This window comes from Streptomyces sp. NPDC030296 (genome assembly GCF_055572815.1).
This window is the reverse complement of record NZ_JBVICQ010000006.1, coordinates 269,357-282,927: the sequence shown is the minus strand read 5'-3', so window position 1 is coordinate 282,927 and position 13,571 is coordinate 269,357. Positions and strand designations below refer to the sequence as shown.

The 13,571-nt window shown below is 71.4% G+C and carries 13 protein-coding genes and 1 pseudogene; 8 read left to right on the top strand and 6 right to left on the bottom strand.

Annotation, left to right across the window (positions count from 1 at the left end):
- Positions 1 to 35 precede the first annotated feature (35 nt).
- On the bottom strand, positions 36 to 374 hold the full coding sequence (locus ACZ4Z3_RS19430) for a hypothetical protein (RefSeq protein WP_468502133.1): 339 nt from the start codon (positions 372 to 374) through the stop codon (positions 36 to 38).
- A gap of 136 nt (positions 375 to 510) precedes the next feature.
- On the opposite strand from ACZ4Z3_RS19430, the pseudogene ACZ4Z3_RS19425 reads away from it, so the two are divergent.
- Positions 511 to 1,322, top strand: a pseudogene (locus ACZ4Z3_RS19425) (rhomboid family intramembrane serine protease).
- A gap of 79 nt (positions 1,323 to 1,401) precedes the next feature.
- Here ACZ4Z3_RS19425 and ACZ4Z3_RS19420 read toward each other — a convergent pair.
- On the bottom strand, positions 1,402 to 1,644 hold the full coding sequence (locus tag ACZ4Z3_RS19420) for a response regulator transcription factor (RefSeq protein ID WP_468502132.1): 243 nt from the start codon (positions 1,642 to 1,644) through the stop codon (positions 1,402 to 1,404).
- On the opposite strand from ACZ4Z3_RS19420, the gene ACZ4Z3_RS19415 reads away from it, so the two are divergent.
- A complete protein-coding gene (locus ACZ4Z3_RS19415) occupies positions 1,585 to 1,908 on the top strand; it encodes a DUF418 domain-containing protein (RefSeq protein ID WP_468502131.1) in 324 nt (107 codons plus the stop codon). The two genes, ACZ4Z3_RS19420 and ACZ4Z3_RS19415, sit on opposite strands and share 60 nt — an antisense overlap.
- Positions 1,908 to 2,063 carry a hypothetical protein gene (locus ACZ4Z3_RS19410; RefSeq protein WP_468502130.1) on the top strand — a complete coding sequence of 52 codons (156 nt, stop codon included), beginning with the start codon at positions 1,908 to 1,910 and terminating at the stop codon, positions 2,061 to 2,063. Before ACZ4Z3_RS19415 ends, ACZ4Z3_RS19410 begins: the two co-directional genes overlap by 1 nt.
- Before the next feature lie 52 nt (positions 2,064 to 2,115).
- On the opposite strand, the gene hemE is transcribed toward ACZ4Z3_RS19410, so the two are convergent.
- Complete coding sequence (gene hemE / locus ACZ4Z3_RS19405) at positions 2,116 to 3,183, bottom strand: uroporphyrinogen decarboxylase (RefSeq protein WP_468502129.1); 1,068 nt, start codon at positions 3,181 to 3,183, stop codon at positions 2,116 to 2,118.
- A 229-nt stretch (positions 3,184 to 3,412) separates the two neighbouring features.
- Between hemE and ACZ4Z3_RS19400 the strand changes: the two genes are divergently transcribed.
- From ACZ4Z3_RS19400 to ACZ4Z3_RS19390, 3 genes are all read left to right on the top strand, one after another.
- A complete protein-coding gene (locus ACZ4Z3_RS19400) occupies positions 3,413 to 4,042 on the top strand; it encodes a DUF3000 domain-containing protein (RefSeq protein ID WP_468502128.1) in 630 nt (209 codons plus the stop codon).
- 320 nt (positions 4,043 to 4,362) lie between these two features.
- Positions 4,363 to 5,022: a helix-turn-helix transcriptional regulator gene (locus ACZ4Z3_RS19395; protein ID WP_468502127.1), complete on the top strand. Its 660-nt coding sequence runs from the start codon at positions 4,363 to 4,365 to the stop codon at positions 5,020 to 5,022.
- Between the two features lie 197 nt (positions 5,023 to 5,219).
- Positions 5,220 to 6,515, top strand: coding sequence for an HRDC domain-containing protein (locus ACZ4Z3_RS19390; RefSeq protein WP_468502126.1), 1,296 nt, complete (start codon positions 5,220 to 5,222; stop codon positions 6,513 to 6,515).
- A gap of 174 nt (positions 6,516 to 6,689) precedes the next feature.
- Here ACZ4Z3_RS19390 and ACZ4Z3_RS19385 read toward each other — a convergent pair whose 3' ends face one another.
- From ACZ4Z3_RS19385 to ACZ4Z3_RS19375, 3 genes are read right to left on the bottom strand one after another with little or no spacing between them, the layout of a single operon-like run.
- Positions 6,690 to 7,544 (bottom strand): carbohydrate ABC transporter permease, encoded by an 855-nt coding sequence (locus tag ACZ4Z3_RS19385; protein ID WP_468502125.1) that lies wholly within the window; start codon positions 7,542 to 7,544, stop codon positions 6,690 to 6,692.
- Positions 7,541 to 8,494, bottom strand: a complete 954-nt coding sequence (locus ACZ4Z3_RS19380) for a carbohydrate ABC transporter permease (RefSeq protein WP_468502124.1) — start codon at positions 8,492 to 8,494, stop codon at positions 7,541 to 7,543. Before ACZ4Z3_RS19380 ends, ACZ4Z3_RS19385 begins: the two co-directional genes overlap by 4 nt.
- Positions 8,494 to 9,810, bottom strand: a complete 1,317-nt coding sequence (locus tag ACZ4Z3_RS19375) for an ABC transporter substrate-binding protein (RefSeq protein WP_468502123.1) — start codon at positions 9,808 to 9,810, stop codon at positions 8,494 to 8,496. The genes ACZ4Z3_RS19380 and ACZ4Z3_RS19375 overlap by 1 nt, the downstream gene beginning before the upstream one ends.
- A gap of 159 nt (positions 9,811 to 9,969) precedes the next feature.
- Between ACZ4Z3_RS19375 and ACZ4Z3_RS19370 the strand changes: the two genes are divergently transcribed.
- Both ACZ4Z3_RS19370 and ACZ4Z3_RS19365 read left to right on the top strand, forming a co-directional pair.
- Positions 9,970 to 12,360, top strand: a complete 2,391-nt coding sequence (locus ACZ4Z3_RS19370; RefSeq protein ID WP_468502122.1) for a glycoside hydrolase family 2 protein — start codon at positions 9,970 to 9,972, stop codon at positions 12,358 to 12,360.
- On the top strand, positions 12,357 to 13,382 hold the full coding sequence (locus ACZ4Z3_RS19365; protein ID WP_468502121.1) for a LacI family DNA-binding transcriptional regulator: 1,026 nt from the start codon (positions 12,357 to 12,359) through the stop codon (positions 13,380 to 13,382). Before ACZ4Z3_RS19370 ends, ACZ4Z3_RS19365 begins: the two co-directional genes overlap by 4 nt.
- The last annotated feature ends 189 nt before the right edge of the window (positions 13,383 to 13,571 follow it).

The following is a 13,571-nucleotide window of genomic DNA, read 5'->3' as shown; positions in this document are numbered from 1 at the left end:
CCTGTCGGGTGCGCGGGAAACCGCGCACACCCTGACTAGACGGCCGACGAGGTCCCGCTGATCCGGTCGATGGCCTGCATCGCCTGGTCCGTGCCCGGACGCGACGGCAGCGACGACACGGACGCGGAGGAGGTCACCGCGGCGGGGGCCGTGGGCGGCGTCGCCGGCTTGGCGTGCGCCGCGGTCGCCCGCACCGACCGCAGCCGGTGGCTCACCACCTCGTCCAGCGTCACCGGTCGCTGCATCCGCGCGGACAGCCGCCCGGCCTCCTGGCCGAGCGCGGCCACGTCTTCCCAGGTGAGCTTCACCACCAGGGACAGTTCCGCCTCACCGTCGGGGGTGGCGTGCATCGAAGGAGTGACTCGGTCGTTCATCGCCTGTTCCTCACGTAGATCCGCGGTTGAGGACACATACGCACCACCGTGCACGAGCGTTCACCCGTCCGACGGCCGGGTGCGCCTACGCGGGCGCGGGCCGGTTCCGGCCCCGTATCGCGGGCACACGATCCTTGTGGTCATCCCCGTGCACGACGTGAACCCCGTTCGCGGCACGCCCTACGTGACGTACACACTGATCGCCGCGAACGCCTTCGTCTTCCTCTTCATGCCCGGCCTCGCCGGTTCGACGGCCGGTGACAGCGGTCCGGCCCAGCTGTGCCATCTCCAGGCGTTCGTCGAGCACTACGCGGCGGTGCCACGCGAGTTGATCCACAATCAACTGCCTCAGCTGGTGCCCACGGGCGCGGTCGATCCCCGCACGGGCGGCTGCCTCGTGGGCGCGCCGGGCTACGACAAGTCGCCCGCGCTGTCCGTCCTCACCGCGCTGTTCCTGCACGGCGGCTGGCTGCATCTGCTGGGCAACCTACTGTTCCTGCTGATCTTCGGCAACAACGTCGAGGACCGGCTGGGGCACTCAGGTTCCTCCTCTTCTACGTCGCCTGCGGCTACGCGGCGACGTACGCCTTCGCCTACCTCAACGACACCTCGTCGGACCCGCTGATCGGCGCGTCCGGAGCGATCGCCGGGGTGCTGGGCGCCTATCTGGTCCTGTATCCGAGGGTCAGGGTCTGGATCCTCGTGCCGTTCCTGCTGTTCCTGCCGCTGCGCCTGCCGGCCTGGATCGTGCTCGGCTCCTGGTTCGGGCTCCAGGCGGTCTACTCGTCCGGGGAGGGCGTCTCCGGTACCGGCACCGTGGCGTACGCGGCGCACATCGTCGGCTTCCTCGCGGGCACGCTCATCGCCTGGCCGCTGCGCGCCGGGACCACGCCGCCGCCGGAACCACGCGGCCTGCTCCTCGGACGGCACGCCCGGCCGCACTGGTGAGCACGATCGGGTCGGCCCGGGACGCCACCGGTCGCCGGTCCGGTGGGTGGGCCGGTGGGTCGGTGGGTCGGTGGGTCGGTTACGGAGTCGGCCCGTCCAGGAGCCCGGCCCGGCTCGCGATGAGTGCCGCCTGCACACGGGTGCGGGCGCCCAGCTTGGTGAGCACGTTGTGCACGTGGGACTTCACGGTGCTCTCCTCGATGTGCAGTCTGCGGGCGATCTGCGTATTGCTGAGGGCGTGCCCGAGCAGGACCAGTACGTCATGCTCACGCGGTGTCAACTCCGCGGGCAGCGCGCACGGGCCGCCGCCCACGCCGGACACCCGGGCGATCAGTCTCCTGGTCGGTCCGGGCGAGACGAAGCCATTGCCGCGGGCGACGGCACGGATGCCGTCGAGCAGAGTCGGCGCCGCGGCGGCTCCGGGTTCCTCGCCCGCCGGTTGGCCGACGTCGGCAGGGCCGCGCTGTCGTGCTACATGCTGCGGAACGTCGTCGCCCTGGTCCTCTTCAGCGGATGGGGTCTTGCCCTGGGGCCGTTGGGCAGCGTCGGGACGATCCCGCCTGGGCCGGGATCAGCGGCCTGCTGATGCTCGCCGCGTCCCTGGGGCTGCGGCGCTTCCGGCAGGGGCCGTTCGAACTGGTATGGCGAGCGGCCGTGGACGCGCCCTTCCGCAAGGTGGACCGGGCGCGTGCACACGAGCGGCGCGAGCGCGAGAAGGACGCTTCCCTGAGCGCCTCATAGCGGCGCCTCACCTGCCCGGCGCCGCCGGGCAGACGGGACTTGGCAACACTCCCTAGCGGGCGGTCTGCTCGTGGACGTACTCCACGAGGCGGGTCAGCGCGTCGGGGTCGGTGGAGGGCAGGACGCCGTGGCCCAGGTTGAAGACATGGCCCTCCAGCCCGGCGGCCGAGTCGAGCACCTCGCGGGTCTTGGTCCTGACGGCCTCGGGGCCGGCGAACAGGACCGTCGGGTCGAGGTTGCCCTGGAGCGCCTTGCCGGGGCCGACGCGGCGGGCGGCCTCGTCGAGCGGGACGCGCCAGTCGACGCCGACGACGTCCGCGCCCGCCTCGCCCATGAGGCCCAGCAGCTCGCCGGTGCCGACGCCGAAGTGGATGCGCGGGACGCCGTATCCGGCGACGGCGCCGAAGACCTTCGCGGAGGCGGGCAGCACCGAGCGGCGGTAGTCGGCGGGGGCGAGCGCGCCAGCCCAGGAGTCGAACAGCTGGACGGCGGAGGCGCCGGCCTCGATCTGGACGCGGAGGAACGCGGCGGTGATCTCGGCCAGCCGGTCGAGCAGGTCGGCCCAGAGCTCCGGGTCGCCGTACATCATCGCCTTGGCGTTCTCGTACGTGCGGGAGGGGCCGCCCTCGACGAGGTAGCTGGCCAGGGTGAAGGGGGCGCCGGCGAAGCCGATGAGCGGGGTCCCGCCCAGCTCGGCGGTGAGCAGCTTGATCGCCTCGGTGACGTACGAGACGTCCTCGGGGGTCAGGTCGCGCAGCCGGTCGAGGTCGGCGCGACTGCGGATCGGGTGCTCGACGACCGGGCCGACGCCTGGCTTGATGTCGAGGTCGATGCCGATGGCCTTGAGCGGGACGACGATGTCGCTGAAGTAGATCGCCGCGTCCACGTGGTGGCGGCGGACCGGCTGGAGGGTGATCTCCGTGACCAGCTCGGGCCGCATGCACGACTCCAGCATCGGGATGCCCTCGCGCACCTTCAGGTACTCCGGCAGCGAGCGCCCGGCCTGCCGCATGAACCACACCGGCGTGTGCGGCACGGGCTCGCGCCTGCACGCCTTGAGGAAGGCGGAGTCATACGTGGCGGTCGGCTGGTGGCCCGAGGGGCTGGCGTTGGCACTCACGAGGCAAAGTCTCCCACGCCTGCTTGACAGGGACGGCCCGGGCTGTGGACAACGCGGGGCACCGAATATTTCCGGCCACCTCCGCCGGGTCGCTGCCCGGCCGCGTTCGCTGAGCGCGATCCGACCGTGACCGAGCGCACGGGTGTCTTGCCCTGCGCCGGGGCTCCGTTCCCCTTACTGTTCCGGCATGGCTGCGGCTCAGGGACGACTGTCGGACGACGCTGGCGGAATGGACGACGCGAAGGAGGGGGAGCGCGATGCGGGCGGGACGGCCCCGTTGCCGTTCCGCTCCGCGGTGGACGCGCTGAGGGCCACACGCCTGCGGCCGGAGATCGAGATCGAGCCCACCCGGCCGCCGCAGCGGCTCGCCCCCTACGCGTACGCCCTGGAGGCCGCGGTCGTCGAGGGCGACGAGGACCTGGCCGACGGCCGTCTCGTCCTGCTGTACGACCCGGCGGGCCACGACGCCTGGCAGGGGTCCTTCCGGCTGGTGACACTGGTCCGCGCGGAGCTGGAGGCGGAGATGGCCGCGGACCCGCTGCTGCCCGAGGTGTGCTGGTCCTGGCTGACCGGCGCGCTGCAGACGCGTGGACTGTCGTACGGCGAGCCGAGCGGGACGGTGACCCGGGCCGGCTCGCACTACTTCGGCGGGCTGGCGGCACGGCCCGCCGCCTCCCAGATCGAGATCCGGGCGTCCTGGACCCCGCGGGAGGTGCTGGGCGGTGTCCCGGACACCGCGGCGCACCTCGCGTCCTGGTGCGATCTGCTCGCCCAGGTCGCCGGGCTGCCGCCCGCCGTCGATCCGGGGGACGCCGCCGTGGTGACGCTGCCGCAGCGGCGGGGGCCCCAGTCACGCTGAGATCCGCCGCCGTCCGAGGACCGTGCCCTGAGGGGCACGGTCCTTTTCTTGCGCGCGTCGCCACGCCGATCGAAACCATCACTTTGTCGATACGGCCACTTTCGGCCTCGTATCGACGGGAAGCGACACCGTTCGGTCTTCGAATGATCGAAGGCGTGTCCGAATTGCACGGATTGTTACTCACCAAATCGTGATCATTCTCTAAAGGAGCAGAGGTTTGATGCCGAAGACCTCTGTGACCTTGAAAGCACGGTTCGTCCCGGCTTCGACCCCACGAGCCCAGCGAACCGGCCCCCTCGTCCCGCACCCCAGGAGGCCTGGTGTCCGTTCTCCTCGAGCAGCCCGCAAGCCTGGTCGCCTACCGTCCGAACAAGCCGACCGCGATGGTGGTGGTGGCCGATCCACGTGTCCGGTCGACCGTCACCCGGCACCTGTGGGCCCTCGGTGTCCGCGATGTCATCGAGGCCTCGTCCATCGCCGAGGCCCGTCCCCGCATCGGCAACCCCCGCGACATCTGCGTGGCAGACGTCCACCTGCCGGACGGCTCCGGCCTGACCCTCCTCTCCGAGACCCGAGCCGCGGGCTGGCCCAACGGCCTCGCGCTCTCCGCCGCCGACGACATCGGCGCCGTCCGCAACGCCCTCGCGGGCGGCGTGAAGGGATACGTCGTCACCGGCACCCGCACCAACATCGGACTGCCCACCCGTCCCGGCGCCGCCCCCCTCGGCACCGCCGCCCGTATGCACCGCCGCCCCCCGGGTGCCCCGAGCCACCCGGGCGGCTACCGGGAGCTGTCGGGCCGCGAGGTCGAGGTGCTGCGTCTGGTCGCGGAGGGCCAGTCGAACAAGGCGATCGGCGTGTCGATGGGCCTGTCCGCGCTCACCGTCAAGAGCCACCTCGCCCGTATCGCCCGCAAGCTCGGCACCGGTGACCGCGCCGGAATGGTCGCGGTGGCCCTGCGGACCGGGATCATCCACTGACTTCGAACCGGAGCGGCCCGGAATCGCGCCGGAGCGGCCGGAAGGAGGCCGAGATCGCTCAATGACGCCCGGTCCATCCCGATTCACCGGGAAGTTTCACTGACACGTGTGACACATGACTTGTTTACGCCCCTGCGTGGCCCGCCGACGGAACGTTCCGTCGGCGGGCCATGTCCATACACAGATACCCTTGACAGGTGACCGACGCCCAAGAGACCGCAGCAGACAGCACCCTGCGAACCACCGGAGGCGCCCCTCCGGACGACGCCGGATCTTCTGACGCGGAGGCGCCGATCCCTTTGCTGGAGCCGCGGGACGGCATTCCGCCCGTGATCGCCGACGAGGCGACGCTGGCCGAGGTGATCGCCGCGTTCGCCGCCGGCTCCGGCCCCGTCGCCGTCGACGCCGAACGCGCGTCCGGATACCGTTACGGCCAGCGCGCCTATCTGGTGCAGCTGCGCCGTGAGGGCGCGGGCACCGCGCTCATCGACCCCATCGCCTGCCCGGACCTCTCCGGCCTCGGTGAGGCGCTCTCCGACGTGGAGTGGGTGCTGCACGCGGCCACCCAGGACCTGCCGTGTCTGCGCGAGATAGACATGGTCCCCAGCCGTCTCTTCGACACCGAGCTGGCCGGCCGGCTCGCCGGGTTCCCCCGCGTCGGCCTCGGCGCGATGGTGGAGAACGTCCTCGGCTACGTCCTGGAGAAGGGCCACTCCGCGGTCGACTGGTCGACCCGCCCGCTGCCCGAGCCCTGGCTGCGCTACGCCGCCCTCGACGTGGAGCTCCTCGTCGACCTGCGGGACGCGCTGGAGAAGGAGCTGGACCGGCAGGGCAAGCTCGAATGGGCCCGCCAGGAGTTCGACGCGATCGCGACGGCGCCGCCCGCCGAGCCCCGCAAGGACCCGTGGCGGCGTACGTCCGGGATGCACAAGGTACGGCGCCGGCGGCAGATGGCGGTCGTGCGGGAGCTGTGGGAGGCCCGGGACCGTATCGCGCGGCGGCGGGACGTTTCGCCTGGCAAGGTGCTCAGCGACGCGGCGATCGTCGAGGCGGCCCTGGCGCTGCCGGCGGGCGCCCAGGCCCTCGCCGCGCTGAACGGTTTCGGGCACCGCATGGGGCGGCGGCAGCTGGAGCAGTGGCAGGCGGCGGTGGACCGGGCGAAGGCGCTGCCCGAGACCGCGCTGCCGGCGCACGGGCAGCCGGTGACGGGGCCGCCGCCGCCGAAGGCGTGGGCCGACAAGGACCCGGCGGCCGCCGCGCGGCTGTCCGCGGCGCGGGCCGGGGTCAGCGCGCTGGCGGAGCAGCTGAACATGCCGCAGGAGAACCTGATCACGCCGGACACGGTGCGGCGTCTGTGCTGGGAGCCGCCGGCCACGGTCGACGCCGACTCGGTCTCCGCCTCGCTCGCGGGGCACGGGGCGCGGGCGTGGCAGGTGGAGCTGGTGACGCCGGTGCTGGTGGGGGCGCTGTCGGCGGTGAGCAAGCGCGCGTAGCCGCTCCGCGGAGGGGGTGCTTCGGGGGGTGCGCTCGGGTGCGGGTGCCTGCGCGAGTGCCGGTGCGTGCACGGGTGCGGGTGCGTGGGGGCTGGTCGCGCGGTTCCCCGCGCCCCCGACGGGCTCCCGGGAGTCGCGGGGCGCGCCCCCCTGCACAGCCCTCTTCATCGCCCCCTACTTCGTCGCTCCCCTCATGAAGCCGTTGTAGATGAACCTCTGCAGGGCCAGGAAGACGATCAGGGTCGGCAGGATGACCAGGACCGTTCCGGCCGAGATCGTTTCCCAGTGGGCGGCGTAGGGGCCCTTGAAGCGGAACAGGGATGTCGAGATCACGCCAAGGTCTTCCGAGGGCATGTAGAGGAAGGGGATGTAGAAGTCGTTGTAGACGGTGATCCCCTTCACGATGACGACGGTGGCGATCGCCGGCCTCAGCAGCGGGAAGATGATCTTCCGATAGATGGTGAACGCGTTGGCGCCGTCCAGGCGGGCCGCCTCGTCCAGGGATATCGGGATCGACCGGACGAACTGCAGGAAGATGTAGATCGAGACGATGTCGGTGCCCATGTAGAGGGCGATCGGCGCCCAGAGGCTGTCGAACATGCCGAAGCTGTCGACGATCTGGAAGGTCGCCACCTGGGTGGTCACGCCCGGCACCAGCGTGGCGACGAGGAAGAGCGCGACGACCAGCCTGCGGAAGCGGAAGGTGAACCGGTCGATGGCGTAGGCGGCCATCGAGCCGATGACCACCGTGCCGGTGACGGCGAACAGCAGGATGAAGGCCGTGTTGCCGAAGGCCGCGAGCATCTCGCCGTCCCGGAACGCGGTCGCGTAGTTCCGGAAGTTGAGCAGGTCGTCGGGCAGGCCGAGCGCCCGGCTGCCCTTCGCCATCTCCCGCTCGGACTTGAGCGAGGTCAGGAACACCACGGCGAGAGGCAGCAGGACGACCACCGACGCCACGACCAGGGAGAGCTGCGTGAGCGTCCGGGCGACCCGGCGGCGTACGACCGGGGTCGGGTGCGCGAGCGTCATGTGAGGTCCACCTTGTCGTCCGGGACGAGACGGCGCTGCACCCAGGTCACCGCGAGGATGATCAGCAGCAGGACCACGGCGGCGGCCGAGGCGAGGCCGGTCTTGTTGAAGCGGAACGCCAGGTCGATGGTCTGGATCACGAAGGTCTCGGTGCCGGTGGCGCCGCCGGTCATGATGTACGGGATCTCGAAGACCGAGAGGGACCCCGAGATCGACAGGATCACGCTCAGGCTCAGCACCGGTTTGATGCCGGGCGCGATGATGTACCGGAACTGGTGCCGGCGGCCCGCCCCGTCGAGTTCGGCGGCCTCGTACAGCTCGCCCGGGATCGACTGGATCGCGCCGAGGAAGAGCACGAAGTTCAGGCCCAGGTAGCGCCAGACGGAGACGCTCGCGAGGGAGATGTTCGCGGAGGCCGGGGTGCCCAGCCAGGCGCGGTCGGACTCGTACCCGACGAGGGCGAGGACCGAGTCGAGGGTGCCGCCGTCCTGGAAGAAGTAGAGGAAGACGAAGCCGATCGCGACGCCGTTGATCAGGTACGGGAAGAACAGCACGCCCTTGAAGAAGTTCCGGAAGCGCACGTTGAAGCTGAGGACCGTCGCGAAGTAGAGGGCGAGGGCGATCTGCACCGCCGAGGCCGCCAGGTAGTAGCCGCTGACGAAGAAGACCTGGAACAGCTCGGGGCGGGTGACGATCTCCACGTAGTTGTCGGCGCCGGTGTAGCTCAGCTCGGGGCTGACGCCGTCCCAGTCGGTGAAGCTGTACGCCAGCATGTTGACGACCGGCGCGTAGGTGAAGGCGACCAGGAGGGCCAGCGGGGCGGCGAGGAACAGCCACGGGGTGAGCCTTCGCCACAGCCGCACCGTGCGGGGCGCCGGCGCCGGCACCGGGGGCCGTGGCGCGGCCGACGGGGGCCGCGCCACCTTCTCGGTCGTGTGTGTGGCGGGCATCAGGAGCCCACGGTCTTCTGCGCCTCGGTCCAGCGCTCGCCCAGGTCGTCGAGGAAGTCGTCGAGGGTGCCGTCCTTGGCGCCGCGGGCGAGGTCGACGAGGTCCTGGCGGTACTCGGGGGCGTAGATGCCGACCTCCGAGGCGTTGTCGATCTCCTTGACCCGGCCGCCCTCGGCGTCGTCGAGCTCGATGAGCTTCACGCCCTGCTCCTCGTACGGCTTGAGCGACTCGGGCAGCGGGGCGTTCTTCAGCGTCGCGATGGAGAGGTTGTCCTCGGCGTAGCCGGACTTGTCGGTGAACCAGTCGACCCAGGCGCGGGCGGCCGCCTTGTGCTTCGAGTGGATGCTGACGGCCTGGTTGTAGTCGGGGTTGGCGGTGGCGCACGCCTTGCCGTCGACGCGGGCGGGGAACGGCATGAAGCCGATGTCGTCGGGGTCGGCCCCGGCCTTCTCGGCCGCCTGCCGGAACTGGATGACCGCCCAGCTGCCGAGCCACGCCGTGGCGATCTCGCCCTTGGCCAGCTTGGGCTTGGACTCCTCCCAGTTGGTGGTGGTCGGGTCCTTCTCGGCGAGGCCCTGCTCGACGATGTCGTACAACAGCGTGTCTCCCACCCGCAGTTCGCCGTTCTCGCCCCAGGGGTCGGTCTCGGCGAGGGCGGTGGTGGCGCCGGTGTCGCAGCTGACCGAGCCGTTGACGAACGTCCAGTGGGTGAGCGGCCACTGGGCGGCGAAGTTGGTGTAGTAGGGGACGGCGTCGGTCCTGGACTTGATGGCCTTCAGCGCGGTCAGGAACGCGTCGGGCGTGGTGGGCCAGTCGGTGACGCCGGCCTCGGCCCAGATCCGCTTGTTGTAGAGGAAGCCGGGGGTCGCGCCCATGGGGCTCTGGCCGTAGACCTTGCCGTCGACCGTGGTGAAGCCGGTGAAGCGGTACTTCTCGGCGAGCTCGTCCCGGGTGCCGAGGGAGGCGAAGAACCTGGGGTAGTCGTTCTTCTTGATGACGCCGGGGATCATGAGGACGTCGCCGTAGTTCTTCGTGTTCATACGGATCTTGACTTCGGCCTCGTAGTCCGTGATCGCGTCGAACTCGACCTTCACCTTCGGGTAGATCTTGTTGAACTCCGCCGCGTACTTCTTCATCGTGCCGTCCTGCACGATGTCGGTGCGATGGGTGAGGACCTTGATGGTTCCGGACACCTTCGACGGATCGTCGGGTGCCTTCGCGTCGGCGGCCTTCGCGCCTCCTCCGCTGCCTGTACAGCCCGACGCGAGGAGCGCGGCGGCGAGCAGTGTTCCGGTGAGCGTCCTTCGGTGGTTCATGTGCACCAGCTCCGTTCGGGACGGACGAGCACGGGTGGGTTGGCTGGTTCGGCACTCTGGCAGCCGTTCACTGAACCGGTAAAGTCCCAATCCCGCCAAGGGTGCCGAAACTTTTCGTGGTGCTGCCGCGTCATCGACTGGACCGGTTTAGGAGGGCGCATGCTCGACGCCACCCCGCTCACCAAGGGCTGGATCCTGCGGTACGAGGGGCGGGAGCTGCCCGCCGCCGTGCCCGGGTGCGTGCACACCGATCTGCTGGCGGCGGGGCTGATCCCGGACCCCTTCCTCGGGCGCGCCGAGACCGAGGTCGCGTGGGTGGGGCGCCGGGAGTGGACGTACGAGGTGGATCTGCCGGGGGTGGTCGGCGGGCGGGACCGGACCGACCTGGTCTTCGACGGGCTGGACACGGCCGCCGAGATCCGGCTCGACGGGCGGCTGCTGGGGTCGGTGCGGAACATGCACCGGTCGTACCGTTTCGACGTCACCGGGATGAGCGGCCGGCTCTCGGTGCGGTTCGCCTCCGCGTACACCGAGGCGGAGGCGGTGCGCGAACGGCTCGGCGACCGGCCGAACGCGTATCCCGAGCCCTTCCAGTTCATCCGCAAGATGGCCTGCTCGTTCGGCTGGGACTGGGGGCCGACCCTGGTGACGGCGGGGATCTGGCGGCCGGTGCGGCTGGAGCACTGGTCGACGGCCCGGATCGCCCGCGTCCGGCCGCTGGTGACGGTCGAGGGCACGACCGGGACGGTGGAACTGCACGTCGACGTGGAGCGGGCGGCCGTGGAGGCGGGGCTGCGGCTCCGGGCGCGGGTGGGGGGCGTCGACGCGGTCGCGGAGGTCGAGGGCGCGAGCGGCGTCGTCCGGCTGGAGGTGCCCGGCGTCGAACGGTGGTGGCCGCGCGGTTACGGTGAACAGCCGCTGTACGACGTGGACTTGACCTTGTGCGAGGACGAGGGCCAGGGGCTCGACACCTGGCGGCGGCGGGTCGGGTTCCGGACCGTGGAGGTCGACCGGGGGGCCGATGGGCACGGCACCGGGTTCACCTTCGTCGTCAACGGCGAGCGGCTGTTCGCGCGGGGCGTGAACTGGATCCCGGACGACGCCTTCCCCTCCCGCGTCACCCGCGACCGCTACCGCGCGAGGCTCACCCAGGCGGCCGACGCGGGTGTCGACCTCGTGCGGATCTGGGGCGGCGGGCTCTACGAGAGCCACGACTTCTACGACGTCTGCGACGAGCTGGGGCTGCTGGTCTGGCAGGACTTCCCCTTCGCGTGCGCCGCCTACCCGGAGGAGCAGCCGCTGCGGGGCGAGGTGGAGGCCGAGGCCCGGGAGAACGTCGTACGGCTGATGCCGCATCCCTCGCTGGTGCTGTGGAACGGCAACAACGAGAACCTGTGGGGGTTCCGGGACTGGGGCTGGGAGGAGCGGCTCGCCGGGGAGTCCTGGGGTGAGGGGTACTACCTGGGCGTGCTGCCGCGGATCGTCGCGGAGCTGGACCCGACGCGGCCGTACACGGCGGGCAGCCCATGGTCGGGGTCCTGGGACCGCCATCCCAACGACCCGGCGCACGGCACGCACCACTCCTGGGAGGTGTGGAACCGGGAGGACTACGCGGAGTACCGGGCGAACGTGCCCCGGTTCGTTGCGGAGTTCGGCTGGCAGGCGCCGCCCGCGTACGCGACGCTGCGGCGGGCGCTGGCCGAGGTCGGGGAGGAACTGGCCGCCGACTCGCCGGGGATGCTGCACCACCAGAAGGCGGAGGACGGCAACGGGAAGCTGGAGCGGGGCCTCGCCCGCCATTTCGTGCTGCCCGAGGGGGACTTCGACCGGTGGCACTATCTGACGCAGCTGAACCAGGCGCGGGCCGTCGCCGCCGGTGTCGAGCACTGGCGGTCGCACTGGCCGGTGTGCGCGGGCACGATCGTGTGGCAGCTCAACGACTGCTGGCCGGTGACGTCCTGGGCTGCGATCGACGGCGACGGCAGGGAGAAGCCGCTCTACCACGAGCTGCGGCGGCTCTACGCGGACCGGCTGGTGACGCTTCAGGAGCGGGGTGGAGCGCTGGTGCTGGCCGTCGTGAACCAGGCGGGTGAGGTGTGGGAGCCGGCCGGGCCGCGGTTGCGGCGGATGTCGGTGGACGGCGAGGTGATCGCCGAGTTCTCGGTCCCCGGTGCGGCCGTCGGCCCTCGCGCGGTCGTCGGGGTGCCGGTGCCGCGTGAGGTGGAGCCGGTGGGCGCGAGGGAGTTCCTGGTGGCGGACGTGGACGGACTGCGGGCGCTGCGTTTTCCGGCACCCGACCGCGAAGTGCCCTACCCCCGGCCGGAGTTCGACGTGGAGGTGGCACCGGGGGCGGTGACCGTGACCGCGCGGACCCTGCTGCGGGACCTGCTGCTCCAGGCCGACCGGCTGGATCCGGGGGCCCGGGCCGACACCGGGCGGGTCACGCTGCTGCCCGGCGAGCGGGTCACCATCGGGGTGACGGGCTGGGCGGCCGTGCCGGACGAGGCGGCCGTCCGGCGGGCCCTGTTCTGTGTGGAGCCCGCCCGATGAGCACACCCCCTCGGGTGACGATCAAGGACGTCGCCGCGCGTGCCGGAGTGTCCAAGGGCGCGGTCTCGCTCGCCTTCAACCGCAAGCCGGGACTGTCCGACGCCACGCGCGACCGGATCTTCGCGGCGGCGCGGGAGCTCGGCTGGACACCGAACCTGACGGCCCGGTCGCTGTCGAGCCGGCGGGTGGACGTCGTGGGGCTCGCGATCTGTCGGCCGGCGCGGTTGCTGGGGCTGGAGCCGTTCTACATGGAGTTCGTCTCCGGGGTGGAGAGCGTGCTGACCGAGCGGTCCTGCTCGCTGCTGCTGCGCCTCGTGCGGAACGTGGACGAGGAGATGGCGGTGCAGGACGCGTGGTGGCGGGGACGGCAGATCAGCGGGTCGATCCTGGTGGACTTCCGCGCGGACGATCCGAGGGCGGCGTCGGCGCGGCGGCTCGGCATGCCGGTCGTCGCGGTGGGGCATCCGTCCCTGACCGGGGGGCTCACCTCGGTGTGGACGGACGACGCGACCGCCGTGTCGGAGGCGGTGCGCTATCTCGCGGCGCTCGGACACCGGCGGATCGCGCGGGTCGGGGGCGCCGCGCTGCTGGGGCACACGGCCATCCGGACGGCCGCGGTCGACGAGGCGGCGCGGCGGCTGGGGCTGGCCGGGGTACGCCAGGTGACGACCGACTTCTCCGGGGAGGACGGGGCCCGGGCGACGCGGTCGCTGCTCAGCGCGCCGGACGGGGACCGGCCGACCGCGATCCTCTACGACAACGACATCATGGCGGTGGCGGGCCTGTCGGTGGCCGCGGAGATGGGGGTGCGGGTGCCGGCGGACGTCTCGCTGCTGGCCTGGGACGACTCGCAGCTGTGCCGGCTCACCCGGCCGACCCTGTCGGCGATGAGCCACGACGTGCACGGGTTCGGGGCGGAGGTCGCGCGCACGCTGTTCGAGGTGATCGCCGGGGAGGCCTCCTCCCACCCGGTGGCGACCCCGGTCCTGGTGCCCAGGGGATCCACCGCTCCCGCGGCGTGATCGCGAGATGGGACCGCGGAGGCGTTTCGGGCTGGTCGCACCGTTCCCCGCACCCCTAAGCTGGGTGCATGTAACCGGCGGTAACACGCCGAGGGTGTGTGACGTTCACCGCTCCCGCCCTCAGGGGTGGGCAGTCCGGTTACTCGTAAGTAGCATGGGCCTGAGCGCGCGCTCAGCGTGTCGTGCAGC

Coding starts and splice junctions, on each gene's coding strand:
- ACZ4Z3_RS19365 (WP_468502121.1), top strand. CDS start 12,357: ATGAGCACACCCCCTCGGGTGACGATCAAGGACGTCGCCGCGCGTGCC.
- ACZ4Z3_RS19415 (WP_468502131.1), top strand. CDS start 1,585: ATGCTCACGCGGTGTCAACTCCGCGGGCAGCGCGCACGGGCCGCCGCC.
- ACZ4Z3_RS19375 (WP_468502123.1), bottom strand. CDS start 9,810: ATGAACCACCGAAGGACGCTCACCGGAACACTGCTCGCCGCCGCGCTC.
- ACZ4Z3_RS19430 (WP_468502133.1), bottom strand. CDS start 374: ATGAACGACCGAGTCACTCCTTCGATGCACGCCACCCCCGACGGTGAG.
- ACZ4Z3_RS19370 (WP_468502122.1), top strand. CDS start 9,970: ATGCTCGACGCCACCCCGCTCACCAAGGGCTGGATCCTGCGGTACGAG.
- ACZ4Z3_RS19410 (WP_468502130.1), top strand. CDS start 1,908: ATGCTCGCCGCGTCCCTGGGGCTGCGGCGCTTCCGGCAGGGGCCGTTC.
- ACZ4Z3_RS19400 (WP_468502128.1), top strand. CDS start 3,413: ATGGACGACGCGAAGGAGGGGGAGCGCGATGCGGGCGGGACGGCCCCG.
- ACZ4Z3_RS19380 (WP_468502124.1), bottom strand. CDS start 8,494: ATGCCCGCCACACACACGACCGAGAAGGTGGCGCGGCCCCCGTCGGCC.
- ACZ4Z3_RS19385 (WP_468502125.1), bottom strand. CDS start 7,544: ATGACGCTCGCGCACCCGACCCCGGTCGTACGCCGCCGGGTCGCCCGG.